This is a genomic window from Sinomonas atrocyanea, assembly GCF_030812675.1.
Classification (GTDB): domain Bacteria; phylum Actinomycetota; class Actinomycetes; order Actinomycetales; family Micrococcaceae; genus Sinomonas; species Sinomonas atrocyanea_B.
In genome coordinates this window covers 236,489-252,946 of the sequence record NZ_JAUSTE010000004.1, presented here as the reverse complement: position 1 = coordinate 252,946, position 16,458 = coordinate 236,489, and the positions used below count along the sequence as shown (strand labels likewise).

Genomic DNA, 16,458 nt, shown 5'->3' with positions numbered 1-16,458 from the left:
ATGAGGCGTGGACTCCTCTTGCCCGGGTGAATCGCCCAAGAAGGTACACATTGGCCTGACGCAGCCGGAGTGCCTGTCGTCCGTCGCTCTGGATAGGGGGACGCTGCCTCAGCGGGCGGTCACCCGCAGCCGGTACCCGCGCTTCACCACTGTCTGCACGAGCTGCGGGTCCGGCAGCGCCCCGCGCAGCCGGTTGACCGCCATGTCCAGGGCGTGGTTGGAAGCGGACGGGGAGACGAGCCGGGCGAGGGTCTCGCGGGGGACCACGGCGCCCCCGGCGTCCAGCAGCGTCCGGAAGAGCAGCATCGCCGCCGGGGCGAGGAACAGCTCGGACCCGGCGACGGTGACGGCCCGGCCCCGCAGCGCCACGGTCCCCGCCGGGGTCTCCACGCTGCGCACCGCGCGCCGCTCGAGGTTGTCGGTCACGAGCTTGACCAGCGCCCCCATGCGGTACCGCTCCGGGATCCACGGGCTGAGTCCTGCGGCCTCGAGGGGCGCGGCGGTCACGGGGCCGACGGCGGCGGTCGCCACCCGGCGGCGCAGAGCGCCGACGAGCTCGCGGTGGACGCCGAGCTCGTGGGCCGTGCTGAACAGGGCGTCCACGGCCGGGGCACTCGTGAAGGTCACGACGTCGAGGGCGCCCTCGCACACGGCGGCGATGAGCGCCTCGACGCGGTCGTCGCCCTCGGGCCGCACCCAGCGGTAGGGGGTGACGGTGACGAGCTCGGCCCCGGCCTCGCGGAGCCGGTCGAGCTGGCCCCGGTCGGTGTAGCCGTGCAGCTGCACCACCACGCGCCGCCCGTCGAGCCGGCCGCCGGCGTCGCGCAGCACGAGGTCCACGAGCGTGGAGGTGGTCTCGTCGTGGGCGATGCCGGCGTCGGCCAGCCCGGCCGCGCGGACCGCGCCGCGGGCCTTGGGGCCGCGGACGTAGAGCGAAGCGCCGGCGAGGGAGTCCTGCAGGGCGTCGCCCAGCCCCGCGGCGTCGGCCACCTCGAGCCAGCGGCGCATGCCGTAGGCCGTGGTGATGATCGCCAGGTCGGGCTGCGCGGCGATGGTGCGGCGGGTGTCCGCGAGGAGCCCCTGGTCCTGCTCGACCGGCGCGATCGTGAGGACGGGGGCATGCAGGACCTCGGCGCCCCGCCGCTCGAGGGCCTCGATCAGGTCCTGCGAGCGCCGGTGCGACGTGACGCCCACGCGGAAGCCCCGCAGGAGGCCCCCGAGCACGCTCCCATCCGCCGCCGGCTGCGCGCCGTCCGGCCGGACCGCGGCGGCGCTCACGCGGCACTCCCGGCCTGCTGCCCCGCGAGGTCGCCGACCAGCCCGCGCAGCTCGTCCGCGTACGCCGAGCCCGCCTCGGCGCCGCGCCCGGCCACCCGCACCACATCGCCGATGACGATCACGGCGGGGTTGCCGCACCCGGACGTGGCGGCCTCGGCGCTGCCGAGGTCGGCGACCGTGGTGCGCTGGCCCGCCTGGTGCCCGCGCTCGACCACGGCGAGCGGCGTTGCCGGCCCCAGCCCCGCCCGGCGCAGCCCGGCGGCGAGGTGGGGGAGCGTGGCGATCCCCATGAGGACGACGACGGTGCCGCCGGCCGCCGCGAGGCCGGCGAGGTGGAGGTGCTCGGCGTCGCTCAGCGGGGCGTGCCCCGAGATGACGGTGAAGGAGTGGCTCACGTTGCGGTGCGTGACGGGGATCCCCGCGGCGGCGGGGACGGCGATCGAGCTCGAGATCCCGGACACGACGCGCACGGGGACGCCCGCGGCCGCGCAGGCGGCGGCCTCCTCGGCGCCGCGGCCGAACACGAAGGGGTCCCCGCCCTTGAGCCGCACCACGTTGGCGGGGCGCCCGGTGAGGCCGTACGTCGCGTAGTCCACGAGCAGCCGGTTGATCTCCTCCTGCGGCACCTTGTGGTGCCCTGGCAGCTTGCCGACGTCGACGAGCCGGGCCGTGGTGAGCGCGGGGAGCTCGCGCCGTGGCGAGAGCCGGTCGAAGAGGACGATGTCCGCATCGCGGAGCGCCTCGACGGCCTCGACCGTGAGCAGGCCGCGCGATCCGGGGCCGCCGCCCACGAGGGCCACGTGGCCGCGGCGGCCAGCCGGGGGCTCGGCGACGAGGGGGACCCCGAGCCTGCGGTAGTGGTCCAGCACGGGCGACCATGCGGCGTCGTGCGCGGCCGGGCGCCCCACGAGGGCCACGAGCGCGGGCCTGGCGGGCGCGGCGGCGGCCGCCATGTAGGCCTCGGCCGACTCGAAGAACGTCAGGCGGGCCCCCGCAGCGCGGTAGCGCGCGAGGGCCTGGCGGGACTCGTCGGCTTCGCCGAGGACCACGACGGGAAGGCCCTCGAGGGAGAGGGTGAGCTGCATGTCAGGCCTCCTGGGCGGTGGGCGCGGCGGCGGCCGCGGCGGGGGTGCGGACGGGGATGGTCGCGCCGAGTGAGACGCGCTCGGCGGCGGTGGCGGGCCGGACCTGGTCCCGCTCGGGGACGTGCACGATCGAGTCGTCGGCCGCGTCGGGGGCGTTGACGAAGGAGCGGAAGCGGCGCAGGCGCTCGGGGTCCGCCAGGGTCGCGGCCCACTCGTCCTCGTAGTGCTCCACGTGGGTGGCCATCGCCGCTTCGAGCTCGGCGGCGATCCCGAGCGAGTCCTCGACGACGACCTGCCGCACATGCTCGAGGCCGCCGTCGAGCTCCTCCTGCCAGCGCGCGGTGCGCTGGAGGCGGTCGGCGGTGCGGATGTAGTACATGAAGTAGCGGTCGATGTACTGGATGAGCGTCTGATCGTCCAGGTCCTTGGCCAGGAGCTGGGCGTGGGCCGGGGTCGCGCCGCCGTTGCCGCCCACGTACAGGTTCCAGCCGTCGGCGGTCGCGATGACGCCCACGTCCTTGCCGCGGGCCTCGGCGCACTCGCGCGCGCAGCCGGAGACCCCGAGCTTGAGCTTGTGGGGGCTGCGCAGGCCGCGGTAGCGCAGCTCGAGCTGGATCGCCATGCCCACGGAGTCCTGCTGGCCGTAGCGGCACCAGGTCGAACCGACGCAGCTCTTCACGGTCCGCAGGCTCTTGCCGTAGGCCTGCCCGGACTCCATGCCCGCGGCGATGAGCTCGGCCCAGATGTCCGGGAGCTGCTCGAGCCGGGCCCCGAACATGTCGATCCGCTGGCCGCCGGTGATCTTCGTGTACAGGCCGTACTTCTGGGCCACGGCGGCGATGACGCCGAGCTTCTCGGGGGTGATCTCGCCGCCCGGGATGCGCGGGACCACCGAGTAGGTGCCGTCCTTCTGCATATTGGCCAGGGCGCGGTCGTTGGTGTCCTGGAGGGTGCCGCGGCCGGCGTCGAGCACGTAGGCGGAATGCTGGGAGGCCAGGATCGAGGCGATGGTCGGCTTGCAGATGTCGCAGCCGGCGCCGGTGCCGTGCCGGGCCATGATGTCCTCGAACGAGGTCAGCTGGGCGACGCGGATCACGTCGAAGAGCTCCTGGCGCGAGAGCGGGATGTGCTCGCACAGCGCCTTGCTGACCGTGACGCCGGACTTGGCGAGCTCGGCCTCGAGGAGCTTCTTGACCATCGGCACGCACGAGCCGCACTGCGTGCCGGCGCGGGTGCACGCCTTGAGCCCGGCCACATCCTGCACCGGGTCCTGCCCCTCGCACGTGCCGCACCCGTTGACCGCGTCCCGCAGCGCCCCGGCGGCGACGTTGTTGCACGAGCAGAGGATCGCGTCGTCCGGGAGCTCGACGAGGGCGGCCTCGCCGCCGTCGCCGGCGCCCGACGCGGACAGGAACGCGCCGGGCTCGGCGGGGAGCTCGCGGCCCAGGAGCGGGCGCAGGCTCAGGTAGGGGGAGGCGTCGCCGACGAAGATGCCGCCGAGGAGCGTGCGCGCATCGTCGGTCGTGACGATCTTCTGGTAGATGCCGCGGGCCGGGTCCGCGTAGACGATCTCGAGCGCTCCCGGCTCGGCGGCGAACGCGTCGCCGAAGCTCGCCACGTCCACGCCGGAGAGCTTGAGCTTGGTCGCGGTGTCGAAGCCGGGGAACGTCGCGCCGCCGCCGTGGAGGCGGTCCGCGACGATCTCCGCCATCGTGTTGGCGGGCGCCACGAGCCCCAGGCACATGCCGCCGAAGCTCGCGACCTCGCCGATCGCCCACACGTTCGGCGCGCCCGTGGCACACGTCTCGTCGATCACGACGCCGCCCCGCGGCCCGAGCTCGAACGTCGCCGGGCCGCCGGACTCGCCAACGCCGTCCACGGCCGCGCGGATGAGCTCGTCGCGGGGCCGCACGCCGATCGCGACCACCACGAGGTCGGCGGGGACCAGGCGCCCGTCCGCCATGAGCACGCCGGTGACCGTGCCGGCGTCGTCCGTGTGCACCTCGGACGGGAAGACCCCGCCGTGCAGCGTGAAGCCCTTCGCGGCGATGAGCCGGGTGAGCGCCTGGCCGGCGCCCTCGTCGAGCTGCCGGTTCATGGGCCACGGCGAGCCGTCGATGATCAGGGGCTCGGCGCCGAGCGACTGCGCCCCGGCGGCCGCCTCGATGCCGAGCAGGCCGCCGCCGATCACGGCGACCCGCGGGGGCCGGCCGAGGGTCCCGTGGAGGCGGCCGATCTCGGCGCGGAGGTACCAGACGTCCTCGAGCGTGCGGTAGACGTGCGTGTGCTCGGCGCCGGGAATCGGGAGGCGGGCGGCGTTCGAGCCCGTGGCCAGGACGAGCTCGTCGTAGGGCAGCTCCTCCACAGTGTCCCGGCCCTCGACGCGGACGGTGCGGGCCGCGGTGTCGAGGCCCACGGCCCGCGTGCCCGTGCGGAGCGCCATTCCCGGGGTGTCCCACAGCGACGGCGCCCCCAGGGTGAGGTCGACGCTGCCCGGATCGCCGGTGAGCGCCTTGGAGAGCGCCACGCGGTCGTAGGGAAGGTGGTCCTCCTCGCTGACCAGCGTGACGTGGAAGCCGCCGGACGCGTCGAGGCCACGGGCGGCCATCGCCTCGGCGAAGCGGTGGGCGGCGGGGCCGCCGCCGATCACGACGACGCGGCGCGGGCCGGGGCCTGGAGGGGGAGTCTCGAGCGGGCTGGTGCTCACGGTCGGTGCCTTCCGTAGGGGATGCCGGCGTTCCGGCGTGGTCTCCCTCAAGCCTAGGAAGGGGCGATTTCGGGTCAGTTGCCCGGATGTAACGGACCGTTGACTTCGCTGTCACGGGCATGTTTCGCGGGAGGTGAGGCCGGTTTTACGCAGCCGTCATGCGGGCTCAACCCGGGCGAAACGGCCCGCTCCGTAGCGTGGAGCCATGACGATCACAGCTGAAGCACCCCGCACGGACGCCCTCCTGGACCACGCTGGCCCCGCGCTCGCCGAGGGCGTCTGGCACAGCGTCTGCGCCCTCGGCGACCTCGAACCGAACTGGGGCGAGGCGGCGCTCGTCGCCGGCCGTCAGGTTGCGGTGTTCCGCCTCCGCACCGACGAGGTCTACGCCATCGAGCAGCGCGACCCGGCGAGCGAGGCGTACGTCATGGCCCGCGGGATCGTCGGCTCCCGGGGAGACCGCCCCACGATCACGTCCCCGCTGCACAAGCAGGTCTACGACCTCGCGACCGGCGAGCGGCTGGATGCCCCGGGCGCGCCGGTCGCGGCGTTCCGGGCCCGCGTGGTGGACGGCATGGTCCAGATCGCAGCCTGATGCCCGTGCCGAGCCCGAATGGACGCGCGCGGGCGCTACACCGCGGGCGCTACTACAGCCCGAGGGCCTCGCGCACGTCGTCGAGGGCGGCGTCGAGGGCCTGCCGCGCGGCCTGGCGCGCCTCGGCGAGCTCGGCGGAGCTGTCCACCGGGCGGATCACCTCGACGTAGCACTTGAGCTTCGGCTCGGTGCCGCTCGGCCGGATGATCACCCGGGTGGCGTCCCGCGTGGCCCACAGGAGTCCCTCGGTGGGCGGCAGCTGCTCCGATCCCTCGGAGAGATCCACCGCAGTCTCGACGGGGGAGTCCGCGAAGGAGGCCGGCGGGTCCTGGCGCAGCCGGCTCATCATCGCCTCGAGGAGGCCCAGGTCCGCCACCCGGACGCTGAGCTGGTCCGTGAGGTGGACCCCGTGGAGCACGTGCAGCGCGTCGAGTCGGTCGAAGAGCGTCTGGCCCTGGGCCTTCGCCTCGGCGGCCATCTCCGCGACGAGGAGCGCGGCGGAGATCCCGTCCTTGTCCTTCACGAGCGCGGGCGCCACGCAGTAGCCGAGGGCTTCCTCGTAGCCGTACACGAGCCCGGGGACCCGGGAGATCCACTTGAAGCCGGTGAGGGTCTCGCGGTGCGCGATCCCGGCCGAGGCGGCGATGCGGGAGAGCAGGCGCGAGGACACGATCGAGTTCGCGAACACGGGTCCGCCCGGCTCGGCCTCGGCCGCGGGCGGGGCGGCGGGGGAGGCGGCCGGCGAGGCGTCCGCGGCGGCCGCGGGGGCGGCGTCGTCCGTGAGGCCCTGCCCGCGCCCGAGCCGGCGGACCATGTGCGAGCCGAGCAGCGCCCCGACCTCGTCCCCGCGGAGCATGCGCCATTCGCCCGAGGCGGGATCGGGGGCGGCGACGGCGCAGCGGTCGGCATCGGGGTCGTTGGCGATCACGAGGTCCGCACCCGCCGCCTGGGCGGCCTCGAGAGCGAGGTCGAGCGCGCCGGCCTCCTCCGGATTGGGGAAGGCGACGGTCGGGAAGGCCGGGTCGGGCTCGGCCTGCTCGCGCACGAGGGAGACGTCCTCGAATCCGGCCGCCCGCAGCACACCGGCGGCCGTCTCGCCGCCCACCCCGTGCAGCGGCGTCAGGACGATCGTCAGCTCCCGCGCCGGGAAGAGCCCGGGATCGGCGAGGCGCACGACGGCGTCCCGGTAGTCCGCGGCGATGCCCGCCGGCAGCGTGGTCCACCCGGACTGGGCGAGCGGGATGGCGCCGACCGGGCCCGCGGCGTCGATGAGTGCGGCGATCTCGGCGTCGACCGGGGCGACGATCTGTGCCCCGCGCCCGGCCTCGTCCACCGCGCGGCCGCCGAGGTAGACCTTGTAGCCGTTGTCCTGGGGCGGGTTGTGGCTCGCCGTCACCATGACGCCCGCGTCGGCACCGAGCGCCTGCAGCGCGTAGGCGAGCACCGGCGTCGGCAGCGCGGACGGCATGAGGTAGGTCTCGATGCCCGCGGCGGTGAAGACCGCCGCCGTCTCCTCGGCGAACACGTCCGAGTTGGTGCGGGCGTCGTAGCCCACGACGGCGCGCGGCCGGATCCCGTCCGCCGCGCCCGCAGCGGGGCCGGCGACCTTCCCGTGGAGGAACGCGGCCACGCCCGCAGCGGCGCGGCGCACCGTGACGCGGTTCATCCGGTTCGGCCCGGGGCCGAGCGCCGCACGCAGCCCGGCCGTGCCGAACTGCAGGGTCCCGGCGAACGCGTCCGCGAGCTCCTGCCGTGCGGCATCGCGGGCGGGGGAGCCCTCGGGGTCGGCGGCGTGGGCGAGGACCTCGCGCAGCTCGGCCGCCGTCGCCGGGTCCGGGTCGGCCGAGGCCCAGGCCTCGGCGCGGGAGACGAGCTCGGCGAGCTCGGGGGTGCCGGCAGGTGTGGTGCTCATGGGAAGGTCCTTCAGATCGCGGCGAGGACGTCGGCGAGGAGGCGCGAGATGCGCGGGCCGGCGGCCCGGCCGGCCTCGAGGACCTCCTCGTGGCTGAGGGGCTCCGGGCTGATGCCGGCGGCGAGGTTGGTCACGAGGGAGATGCCGAACACCTCGAGGCCCGCGTGCCGGGCGGCGATGGCCTCGAGCGCGGTGGACATGCCGATCAGGTCCGCACCGATCCGCTTCGCGTACTGCACCTCGGCGGGCGTCTCGTAGTGCGGGCCTGGGAACTGGGCGTACACGCCCTCGGCCAGGCTCGGGTCCACGGACCGGGCCACCGCCCGCAGCCGCGACGAGTAGAGGTCGGTCAGGTCCACGAACGTCGCCCCCTCGAGCGGGGACGTGGCCGTGAGGTTGATGTGGTCGCTGATGAGCACGGGCGTCCCGGGGGCCCACTCGGGGTTGAGGCCGCCGCAGCCGTTCGTGAGGGTGAGGACCCGGCAGCCTGCCGCGGCCGCGGTGCGGACGCCGTGCACCACGGCGCGCACGCCCTTGCCCTCGTAGTAGTGCGTCCGCGCGCCGAGCACGAGGGCCCGCTTGCCGTCCGCGGTGAGCACCGAGCGGATGGTGCCCACGTGCCCCTCGACCGCTGGGGCCGAGAATCCGGGGACCTCGGAGGCAGGGAGGGTCGCCGTCGTCTCCCCGATGAGGTCCGCCGCGCCGCCCCAGCCGGAGCCGAGGACGAGCGCGAGGTCGTGCTGCTGGACGCCCGTGGCGCGCGCAATATGGTCTGCCGCGGCCCGGGCGAGCTCGAAGGGCCCGGTGGCGGTTGCCGTTGTGGTCACACGTAGAACCTACCAACCGCGCCCGCACCGGGGCATGCGCGGCACGGCAATGGCCCCCACGCCCCCGCGCAGGGCACAATGGATGTCCGTGACGATGAACCCTGACTTCGCGGCCCCCCACATTGCTATCCTCGGCGGCGGACCCGGCGGCTACGAGGCGGCGTCGGTCGCGGCGTCGCTCGGTGCCCGGGTCACGATCGTGGAGCGCGCCGGGCTCGGCGGCTCCGCAGTGCTCACCGACGTGGTGCCCTCCAAGACGCTCATCGCGACGTCCGACCTCATGACCCGGGTCGAGGAGGCCTCGGCGGCTCTCGGGCTGCGCCTGGCCTCCGGCACGGGGGACTCGCTCAAGCGCTCGGACCTCCGGGCGGACCTGCGCATCGTCAACGACCGGCTCCTGGGCCTCGCCCGCCAGCAGTCGGAGGACATCCGCGCCGGCCTCGAGGCGCAGGGCGTCCGGGTCGTGCTCGGCTCGGGGCGCCTCGTGGACGGCAGCGTGATCGAGGTGGTCACGGTGGACGGCACCGAGCGGATCGAGGCCGACGCCGTGATCCTCGCCGTGGGCGCGCACCCGCGCGAGCTCCCCACCGCGCGGCCGGACGGCGAACGGATCCTCAACTGGGCCCAGATCTACAGCCTCGAGGAGCTCCCGGAGGAGCTGATCGTGGTCGGCTCGGGTGTGACGGGTGCCGAGTTCGCCTCGGCCTACAACGGCCTCGGCTGCAAGGTCACGCTGATCTCCTCCCGCGACCGGGTCCTCCCCGGGTCCGACACGGACGCCGCCGAGCTGCTCGAGACGGTCTTCACACGGCGCGGCGTGCGGGTGCTCTCGCGGTCGCGGGCGGAGGCCGTCGAGCGCACGGAGGACGGCGTCGTCGTCACTCTCGGCGACGGCACGAAGGTGACCGGCTCGCACTGCCTCCTCTGCGTCGGCTCCATTCCCAACACGGACGGGATCGGGCTCGAGCAGGCCGGCGTCGCCGTCAGCGAGAGCGGGCACATCAAGGTCGACGGCGTCTCCCGCACCTCCGCGACCAGCGTCTACGCGGCCGGCGACTGCACGGGGGTCCTCGCCCTGGCCTCCGTCGCGGCCATGCAGGGCCGGATCGCGGTCGCCCACATCCTCGGCGACCAGGTGACGCCGCTGAACCTCAACCACGTCGCCTCGAACATCTTCACCTCGCCCGAGATCGCCTCGGTGGGGGCCTCGGAGGCGGACGTCGCGAGCGGCCGGATCGCCGGCGACATCGTCACCCTGCGCCTGAAGAGCAACGCGCGCGCCAAGATGCGCAACACGACCGACGGGTTCGTCAAGATCATCTCCCGGAAGGGGTCAGGCACCGTGATCGGCGCCGTCGTGATGGGCTCGAACGCCTCCGAGCTCATCTTCGGCCTCGCGATGGCGGTCGAGCAGAAGCTCCACGTGGACGACGTCGCGAACACCTACGCGGTCTACCCGTCGCTGTCCGGCTCGCTGTCGGAGGCCGCGCGCCGCCTGCACGTCCACATGTAGCCCCGGGCCCGGGGGCGGTGCGGCGGCGCGGCCGCGACGCCGCACCCGGGGGAGCGGAGGTCCTGCCGCTGGCCCCCTCCTGTGGGCTATGCTCGCAACCATGGCACCGCGGAGCTTCCTTGAATGGCCCGTCGTCCGGCAGATGCGCACCGGTGATCTGCTCGGCCGAGGGCCGTCGGTCACGTCGCCCCGGACCAAGGCGATCGCCCCACGGACCGCCACGGCGGACCGCGTGGTGCAGAGCGTCTGCCCCTACTGCGCCGTCGGGTGCGGGCAGCGGGTCTACGTCAAGGACGAGAAGGTCGTCCAGATCGAGGGCGACCCCGATTCGCCCATCTCGCGCGGCCGCCTGTGCCCCAAGGGCTCGGCCAGCGAGCAGCTGGTCAACTCCCCGGGCCGGCAGACCCGCGTCCTCTACCGCGCGCCCCGCTCCAGCGAGTGGGAGCGCCTGGACCTGGACACCGCCGTCGACATGATCGCGGACCGGTTCATCGAGAGCCGCCGCAGGACCTGGCAGCAGCAGGACAGCGAAGGCCGGCTGCTGCGCCGCACCATGGGCATCGCCTCGCTGGGCGGGGCCACGCTGGACAACGAAGAGAACTACCTGATCAAGAAGCTGTTCACGGCTGCCGGGGCGGTGCAGACCGAGAACCAGGCCCGCATTTGACACTCCGCCACGGTTCCCAGTTTGGGAGCCTCGTTTGGACGCGGTGGCGCGACGCAGTCACTGCAGGACATGGCCAACGCCGACTGCATCATCATCCAGGGTTCCAACATGGCCGAGTGCCACCCTGTGGGATACCAGTGGGTGGCGGAGGCGAAGGCGCGCGGAGCGAAGGTCATCCACATCGACCCCCGCTTCACGCGCACGTCTGCGGTCGCGGACCGGCACCTGCCGATCCGTGCTGGCTCCGACGTGGTGCTCCTCGGCGCGCTCATCAACTACGTCATCACCCATGACCTCTGGTTCAAGGAGTACGTGAGCGCGTACACCAACGCGGCCACGCTGGTCCACGAGGACTACCGCGACGCCGAGGACCTCGGCGGCCTGTTCTCAGGCTTCGACCCCGAGACCGGGGCGTACGACAAGTCGTCGTGGGGATATGCCGAAGAAGAGGGCGGCACGATCGTCGAGCCCGGCGCCAGCTCGGAGCACGGCTCCGACGCCTCGGCGCGCGCCGCCGGCCACACGTTCGGCAGCGGCGGCCCCTCGCTCGAGCACGCCCGCGTCCAGCGCGACGACACCCTCCAGGACCCGCGGACCGTCTTCCAGATCGTCAAGCGGCACTACGCCCGCTACACGCCGGAGATGGTCCAGGACATGTGCGGCCTGGACGTGGCGGACTTCGAGTACCTGGCCCGCACCATCACCGAGAACTCGGGACGCGAGCGGACCACGTGCTTCGCCTACGCCGTCGGCTGGACCCAGCACTCGCTGGGCGCCCAGTTCATCCGCGCCGCCGCGGTCCTGCAGCTCCTGCTCGGGAACGTCGGCCGTCCCGGCAGCGGCATCATGGCCCTGCGCGGCCACGCGAGCATCCAGGGCTCCACGGACATCCCGACGCTCTTCAACCTCCTGCCCGGGTACCTGCCGGTCCCCAGCGCCGGCCGCCACGACACCCTCAGCGAATACCTGGGGGCCATCGCGTCAAAGCAGCAGAAGGGGTACTGGGCCGAGGCAGACGCCTACACCATCAGCCTGCTCAAGGCCTGGTGGGGAGACGCCGCGACCGCGGAGAACAACTGGGCCTACGACTACCTTCCACGGCTGACCGGCGCGCACGGCACCTACGAGACGGTGATGAGCATGCTCGAGGACGAGGTGGAGGGCTACTTCATCCTCGGGCAGAATCCCGCCGTGGGCTCGGCCCACGGACGCCTGCAGCGGCTGGGCATGTCGCACCTGAAGTGGCTCGTGGTGCGGGACCTGAACCTCATCGAGTCGGCTACATGGTGGAAGGACGGCCCGGAGATCGAGTCCGGGGAGCTGCACACCGAGGACATCGAGACCGAGGTGTTCTTCCTTCCGGCGGCGACCCACGTGGAGAAGGCGGGCTCGTTCACCCAGACCCAGCGCCTGCTCCAGTGGCGGCACCAGGCAGTCACGCCGCCCGGGGAATGCCAGAGCGAGCTGCAGTTCTTCTACGAGCTGGGCCAGCGGATCCGCGCCAAGCTGGCCGGCTCCGACGACGAGCGCGACCGCCCGCTGCTCGACCTCACGTGGGACTATCCCACGGACGAGCACGGCGATCCCGACCCGGAGGCCGTGCTGGCCGAGATCAACGGCCGTCAGCTGGCCGGGCCCGAGGCAGGCCGGCCCCTCTCGTCCTACACAGAGCTGCGCGCCGACGGATCCACCGCCGCGGGCTGCTGGATCTACACCGGCGTGTACGCCGAGGGCACCAACCATGCCGCCAACCGCAAGCCCGGCCGCGAGCAGGGACCCGCGGCGCCGGAGTGGGGCTGGGCCTGGCCGGCCAACCGCCGGATCCTCTACAACCGCGCCTCCGCGGACCCGGCCGGCAAGCCGTGGAGCGAGCGGAAGAAGTACATCTGGTGGGACCAGGAGCAGGGACGGTGGGTCGGCGACGACGTGCCGGACTTCCCGGTGGACCGGGCGCCGGGCAGCCAGCCCGATCCGGCCCTCGGCGGCCCGGCCGCCCTCAGCGGTGACGACCCCTTCATCATGCAGTCCGACGGCAAGGGGTGGCTGTTCGCACCCACCGGCCTCGTGGACGGGCCCCTGCCCACGCACTACGAGGCCCAGGAGTCGCCGGTCGCCAACGCGCTGTACCCGCAGCAGCAGAGCCCCACGCGGCTGAGGTTCCCGCGTCCGGACAACCTCAGCGCGCCCAGCGCCGGGACCAGCGGTGCCGAGGTCTACCCGTACGTGTTCACCACATACCGGCTCACCGAGCACCACACGGCCGGCGGGATGAGCCGCTGGCTCCCGTACCTCTCGGAGCTGCAGCCGGAGATGTTCTGCGAGGTGTCCCCGGAGCTGGCCGCGGAGCGAGGACTCGAGCCGTACGGGTGGGCAACGATCATCTCGGCCCGCTCTGCCATCGAGGCGAAGGTGATCGTCACTGAACGGATGAGCCCGCTGACGGTGGGCGGCCACACGGTGCACCAGATCGGGCTGCCCTACCACTGGGGCGTGGGCAGCAACGCCGTGGTGAGCGGCGATGCCGCCAACGACCTGCTCGGCGTGACGCTGGATCCGAACGTCCAGATCCAGGAATCCAAAGTCGCCTCCTGCGACATCCGTCCGGGCCGCCGGCCCCGCGGCGCGGACCTCCTCTCCCTGGTCGCCGAGTACCAGGCGAGGGCCGGGGCAACGGTCGAGACCGGGAATCAGACGGTCACCGACCCGGCCGCCGAAGGCATCGACCCGACAAGGGAGGACTAGATGGGCCAGCTGGCCGGACCGACCGACCCCACCGCCGATGCCCACTGGGAGCACAGCCATCCGCGCAAGGGCTTCTTCACCGACACCTCGATCTGCATCGGGTGCAAGGCCTGCGAGGTCGCCTGCAAGGAGTGGAACCACAATCCCCAGGACGGCAACCTCGAGCTGCTCGGGTCCTCCTACGACAACACGGGAGCGCTGGGTGCCAGCACCTGGCGGCACGTCGCGTTCATCGAGCAGGGCCAGGAGCGCATTGCCGAGGCACGGGAGTCCGGGCGCGCGCTCGTCAACCTGGGCATGCCGCGCATCGGCCCCCCTGCGGCCGCGGCGGATGCCGCAGCAGACCTGGCGACGGCGGACACGACGCCGCCGGACACCGCCGACTTCCGCTGGCTGATGTCCTCTGACGTCTGCAAGCACTGCACGCACGCAGGCTGCCTCGACGTCTGTCCGACCGGTGCGCTCTTCCGCACCGAGTTCGGCACTGTGGTGGTGCAGGACGACGTCTGCAATGGCTGCGGGACCTGTGTGGCCGGGTGCCCCTTCGGCGTGATCGAGCGCCGCCGCGACGGGACCGTCGCGGTCGCCGCCCAGCGCGAGGAGCAGCATGCCGCGCACCCCGCCGTCCCCAACGTCGGCGTCGCCCAGAAGTGCACGCTGTGCTACGACCGCCTCGTGGCCGATGAGACGCCCGCCTGCGCCAAGGCCTGCCCGACCACGTCCATCAAGTTCGGCGACCACGACGACATGGTGGAGACCGCGAGGGAGCGCGTCGCCGACCTGCATGCGCAGGGGCTGACCGAAGCAAGGCTCTACGGCGCGAACGAGCTCGACGGCGTCGGCGGGACCGGATCGGTCTTCCTGCTGCTCGACGAGCCCGAGGTCTACGGGCTCCCGCCGGACCCGAGGGTCCCCACGGCCGATCTGCCGCAGATGTACCGGCGCGCCGGGATGGCCGTGGTGGGCATGGTGGCCGCCGCCGCCGTGGCATTCCTGGGAGGACGTGCGTGACGCACTCGGATTTTGACAGCTTCAGGCCCCCCGAGCCGGCCCGGCGCCGGCGACCGGGCGGCAAGCGCGGCTCCGCCCGCCGGGGAGGCGGTGACGGCTCCAGGGAGATGCCCATGGTCCCGGAGCCGGAGTTCACCTCGTACTACGGCCGTCCGGTGGTCAAGCCGGCGCCGTGGGGCGACGATGTGGCCGCCTACCTGTTCCTCGGCGGCGTCGCCGGCGGCTCCGCGCTGCTGGGCCTCGGCGGCCAGCTGACCGGACGGCCGATCCTGCGCCGGAACGCCCGGCTGGGCGCCCTCGCGGCGGTCAGCGTCGGTGCCGTGGCCCTCGTGAAGGATCTGGGCCGGCCGGAGCGATTCCTGCACATGCTGCGGACGTTCAAGGTCACCTCGCCCATGAGCGTCGGCTCATGGATCCTCAGCGCGTTCAGCGCGGGCGCGGGGGTCGCGGCGGTGGCCGAGATCGACCGCATGACCGGGAAGCGCCTGCCGCTGGGCCCGCTGCGGCCCGTGCTGCAGGCGGTCGAGGGGCCGGCCGGCGTCGGGGCCGCGTTCTTCGGCGGACCCCTCGCGGCGTACACGGCGGTCCTGCTCGGCGACACCGCCACGCCCACGTGGAATGCTGCCCACCAGGAGTTGCCGTTCGTCTTCGTCAGTTCGGCGACCCTCGCCTCCGCCGGGCTCGCCATGGTCACCACGCCCGTGGGGGAGGCGTCTCCCGCCCGGAAGCTCGCCGTGCTCGGTGTGATCGGTGACGTGGTGGCGACTCGGGTGATGGAGCACCGGATGGATCCGGTCGCAGCCGAACCCCTGCACGAGGGGAAGGCCGGGGCGATGCTGGCGTGGAGCGAGCGGCTGGCGGTCGCCGGCGGCCTGGGGACGCTGCTGGCCGGCCGCAGCCGTGCGGTGGCGGCGGCCTCGGGCCTGGCGCTGCTGGCAGCCTCCGCCCTGACCCGGTTCGGGGTGTTCGAGGCAGGCCTGTCCTCGGCGAAGGATCCGCGCTACACGATCGAACCCCAGAAGAACCGGCTCGCTGCCCGCCGCGCAGCCGGCATCACGGACGATTCGATCACCACCGCCGGGTGACCTGCCCACGGGGGCTAGCGGACCTCGATGCCGCCGCCCGCGGTGGTGTGGCCGATCACCGGGTATCCGGGCACCTCGCCGACCACGAGCAGGCCCCCGGACGTCTGCGCGTCGGCGAGGAGGAGCAGGTCGTCCTCGGAGACCCCGGACGCGGGCCGGAGGTGCGGCCTGACCCAGTCGAGGTTGCGCCGCGTCCCGCCCGAGACGAAGCCGTCCCGCAGCGCCTGCCGGGCTCCGTCGATGAGCGGCACCGCGGTCAGGTCGATCACCGCGCCCACTGTGGAGGCGCGGCACATCTTGTACAGGTGCCCCAGCAGGCCGAACCCCGTCACGTCCGTGGCCGCCTGCACGCCGGCCGCCACCGCGGCTTGGGCCGCGTCGCGGTTCAGGGCCGCCATCGTCGCCACCGCCTCGGCGAACACCTCGCCGGTCTGCTTGTGCCGGTTGTTCAGCAGGCCGACGCCGATCGGCTTGGTCAGCGTGATCGGCAGCCCCGGCTCGGCGGCGTCGTTGCGCAGCAGGCGGTCGGGAGGCGCGACGCCGGTGACCGCCATGCCGTACTTCGGCTCCGGATCGTCGATCGAATGGCCCCCGATCACCGGGCAGCCCGCCTCGGCGGCAACGCTCAGGCCCCCGCGGAGCACCTCGGCCATCAGCTCCGGCGGCAGCACGCCGCGCGGCCAGCCCACGAGGTTGACCGCCATGATCGGCCGGCCCCCCATCGCATAGATGTCCGAGAGCGCGTTGGCCGCCGCAATCCGGCCCCAGTCGAAGGCATCGTCGACGACGGGCGTGAAGAAGTCGGCGGTGGAGAGCACCGCCAGGTCCTCGTGCACCAGGACCGCCGCGGCGTCGTCGCCACTGTCGAGGCCGACCAGCACGTCCGCGCCGGGCTGGCCGATGAGGCTGCGGACCACGTCCTCGAGTTCTCCGGGCGGGATCTTGCAGGCGCAGCCGCCGCCATGGGCATAGCCCGTCAGCCGGGTCGCACCGGCGGCGCCCTCGTCGGGCTGCGGCAGGGAAGTCGGGGCCTCAA

The 16,458-nt window shown here is 73.5% G+C and carries 11 protein-coding genes; 5 read left to right on the top strand and 6 right to left on the bottom strand.

What is annotated here, in order from left to right; all coding sequences use genetic code 11:
* Positions 1-108 precede the first annotated feature (108 nt).
* From J2W20_RS08670 to nirB, 3 genes are read right to left on the bottom strand one after another with little or no spacing between them, the layout of a single operon-like run.
* Positions 109-1,224, bottom strand: coding sequence for a uroporphyrinogen-III synthase (locus J2W20_RS08670; RefSeq protein WP_307006135.1), 1,116 nt, complete (start codon positions 1,222-1,224; stop codon positions 109-111).
* A 50-nt stretch (positions 1,225-1,274) separates the two neighbouring features.
* The gene (gene cobA, locus J2W20_RS08665; protein ID WP_307006097.1) at positions 1,275-2,363 is read right to left on the bottom strand and encodes a uroporphyrinogen-III C-methyltransferase; all 1,089 of its coding nucleotides are present in this window, start codon (positions 2,361-2,363) and stop codon (positions 1,275-1,277) included.
* A 1-nt stretch (position 2,364) separates the two neighbouring features.
* Entirely contained in the window at positions 2,365-4,971 is a 2,607-nt protein-coding gene (gene nirB / locus J2W20_RS08660; RefSeq protein WP_373457988.1) for a nitrite reductase large subunit NirB, read from the bottom strand.
* A gap of 304 nt (positions 4,972-5,275) precedes the next feature.
* On the opposite strand from nirB, the gene nirD reads away from it, so the two are divergent.
* Positions 5,276-5,665, top strand: coding sequence for a nitrite reductase small subunit NirD (gene nirD, locus J2W20_RS08655; RefSeq protein WP_307006095.1), 390 nt, complete (start codon positions 5,276-5,278; stop codon positions 5,663-5,665).
* A 52-nt stretch (positions 5,666-5,717) separates the two neighbouring features.
* Here nirD and J2W20_RS08650 read toward each other — a convergent pair whose 3' ends face one another.
* Positions 5,718-7,577 carry a phospho-sugar mutase gene (locus J2W20_RS08650; RefSeq protein ID WP_307006094.1) on the bottom strand — a complete coding sequence of 620 codons (1,860 nt, stop codon included), beginning with the start codon at positions 7,575-7,577 and terminating at the stop codon, positions 5,718-5,720.
* 11 nt (positions 7,578-7,588) lie between these two features.
* The gene (locus J2W20_RS08645; RefSeq protein ID WP_307006093.1) at positions 7,589-8,404 is read right to left on the bottom strand and encodes a purine-nucleoside phosphorylase; all 816 of its coding nucleotides are present in this window, start codon (positions 8,402-8,404) and stop codon (positions 7,589-7,591) included.
* Positions 8,405-8,492: 88 nt separating this feature from the next.
* Here J2W20_RS08645 and J2W20_RS08640 point away from each other — a divergent pair, with 88 nt between their 5' ends.
* The 4 genes from J2W20_RS08640 (at position 8,493) to nrfD (ending at position 15,422) form a co-directional block, all read left to right on the top strand.
* Entirely contained in the window at positions 8,493-9,917 is a 1,425-nt protein-coding gene (locus J2W20_RS08640; RefSeq protein ID WP_307006092.1) for an NAD(P)H-quinone dehydrogenase, read from the top strand.
* Positions 9,918-10,017: 100 nt separating this feature from the next.
* Positions 10,018-13,326 carry a formate dehydrogenase gene (gene fdh, locus J2W20_RS08635; RefSeq protein ID WP_307006091.1) on the top strand — a complete coding sequence of 1,103 codons (3,309 nt, stop codon included), beginning with the start codon at positions 10,018-10,020 and terminating at the stop codon, positions 13,324-13,326.
* Complete coding sequence (locus J2W20_RS08630; protein ID WP_307006090.1) at positions 13,327-14,337, top strand: 4Fe-4S dicluster domain-containing protein; 1,011 nt, start codon at positions 13,327-13,329, stop codon at positions 14,335-14,337. It begins immediately after the preceding gene.
* Positions 14,334-15,422: an NrfD/PsrC family molybdoenzyme membrane anchor subunit gene (gene nrfD, locus J2W20_RS08625; RefSeq protein WP_307006089.1), complete on the top strand. Its 1,089-nt coding sequence runs from the start codon at positions 14,334-14,336 to the stop codon at positions 15,420-15,422. Before J2W20_RS08630 ends, nrfD begins: the two co-directional genes overlap by 4 nt.
* A 14-nt stretch (positions 15,423-15,436) precedes the next feature.
* On the opposite strand, the gene selD is transcribed toward nrfD, so the two are convergent.
* Positions 15,437-16,441, bottom strand: a complete 1,005-nt coding sequence (selD, locus tag J2W20_RS08620) for a selenide, water dikinase SelD (protein WP_373457986.1) — start codon at positions 16,439-16,441, stop codon at positions 15,437-15,439.
* Positions 16,442-16,458: the final 17 nt, after the last annotated feature.

What these genes read in the sequence shown, in the direction of transcription:
- J2W20_RS08630 (WP_307006090.1), top strand. Translation starts at nt 13,327, where the DNA reads ATGGGCCAGCTGGCCGGACCGACCGACCCCACCGCCGATGCCCACTGG.
- nirB (WP_373457988.1), bottom strand. Translation starts at nt 4,971, where the DNA reads ATGGCCGCCCGTGGCCTCGACGCGTCCGGCGGCTTCCACGTCACGCTG.
- J2W20_RS08650 (WP_307006094.1), bottom strand. Translation starts at nt 7,577, where the DNA reads ATGAGCACCACACCTGCCGGCACCCCCGAGCTCGCCGAGCTCGTCTCC.
- nirD (WP_307006095.1), top strand. Translation starts at nt 5,276, where the DNA reads ATGACGATCACAGCTGAAGCACCCCGCACGGACGCCCTCCTGGACCAC.
- cobA (WP_307006097.1), bottom strand. Translation starts at nt 2,363, where the DNA reads ATGCAGCTCACCCTCTCCCTCGAGGGCCTTCCCGTCGTGGTCCTCGGC.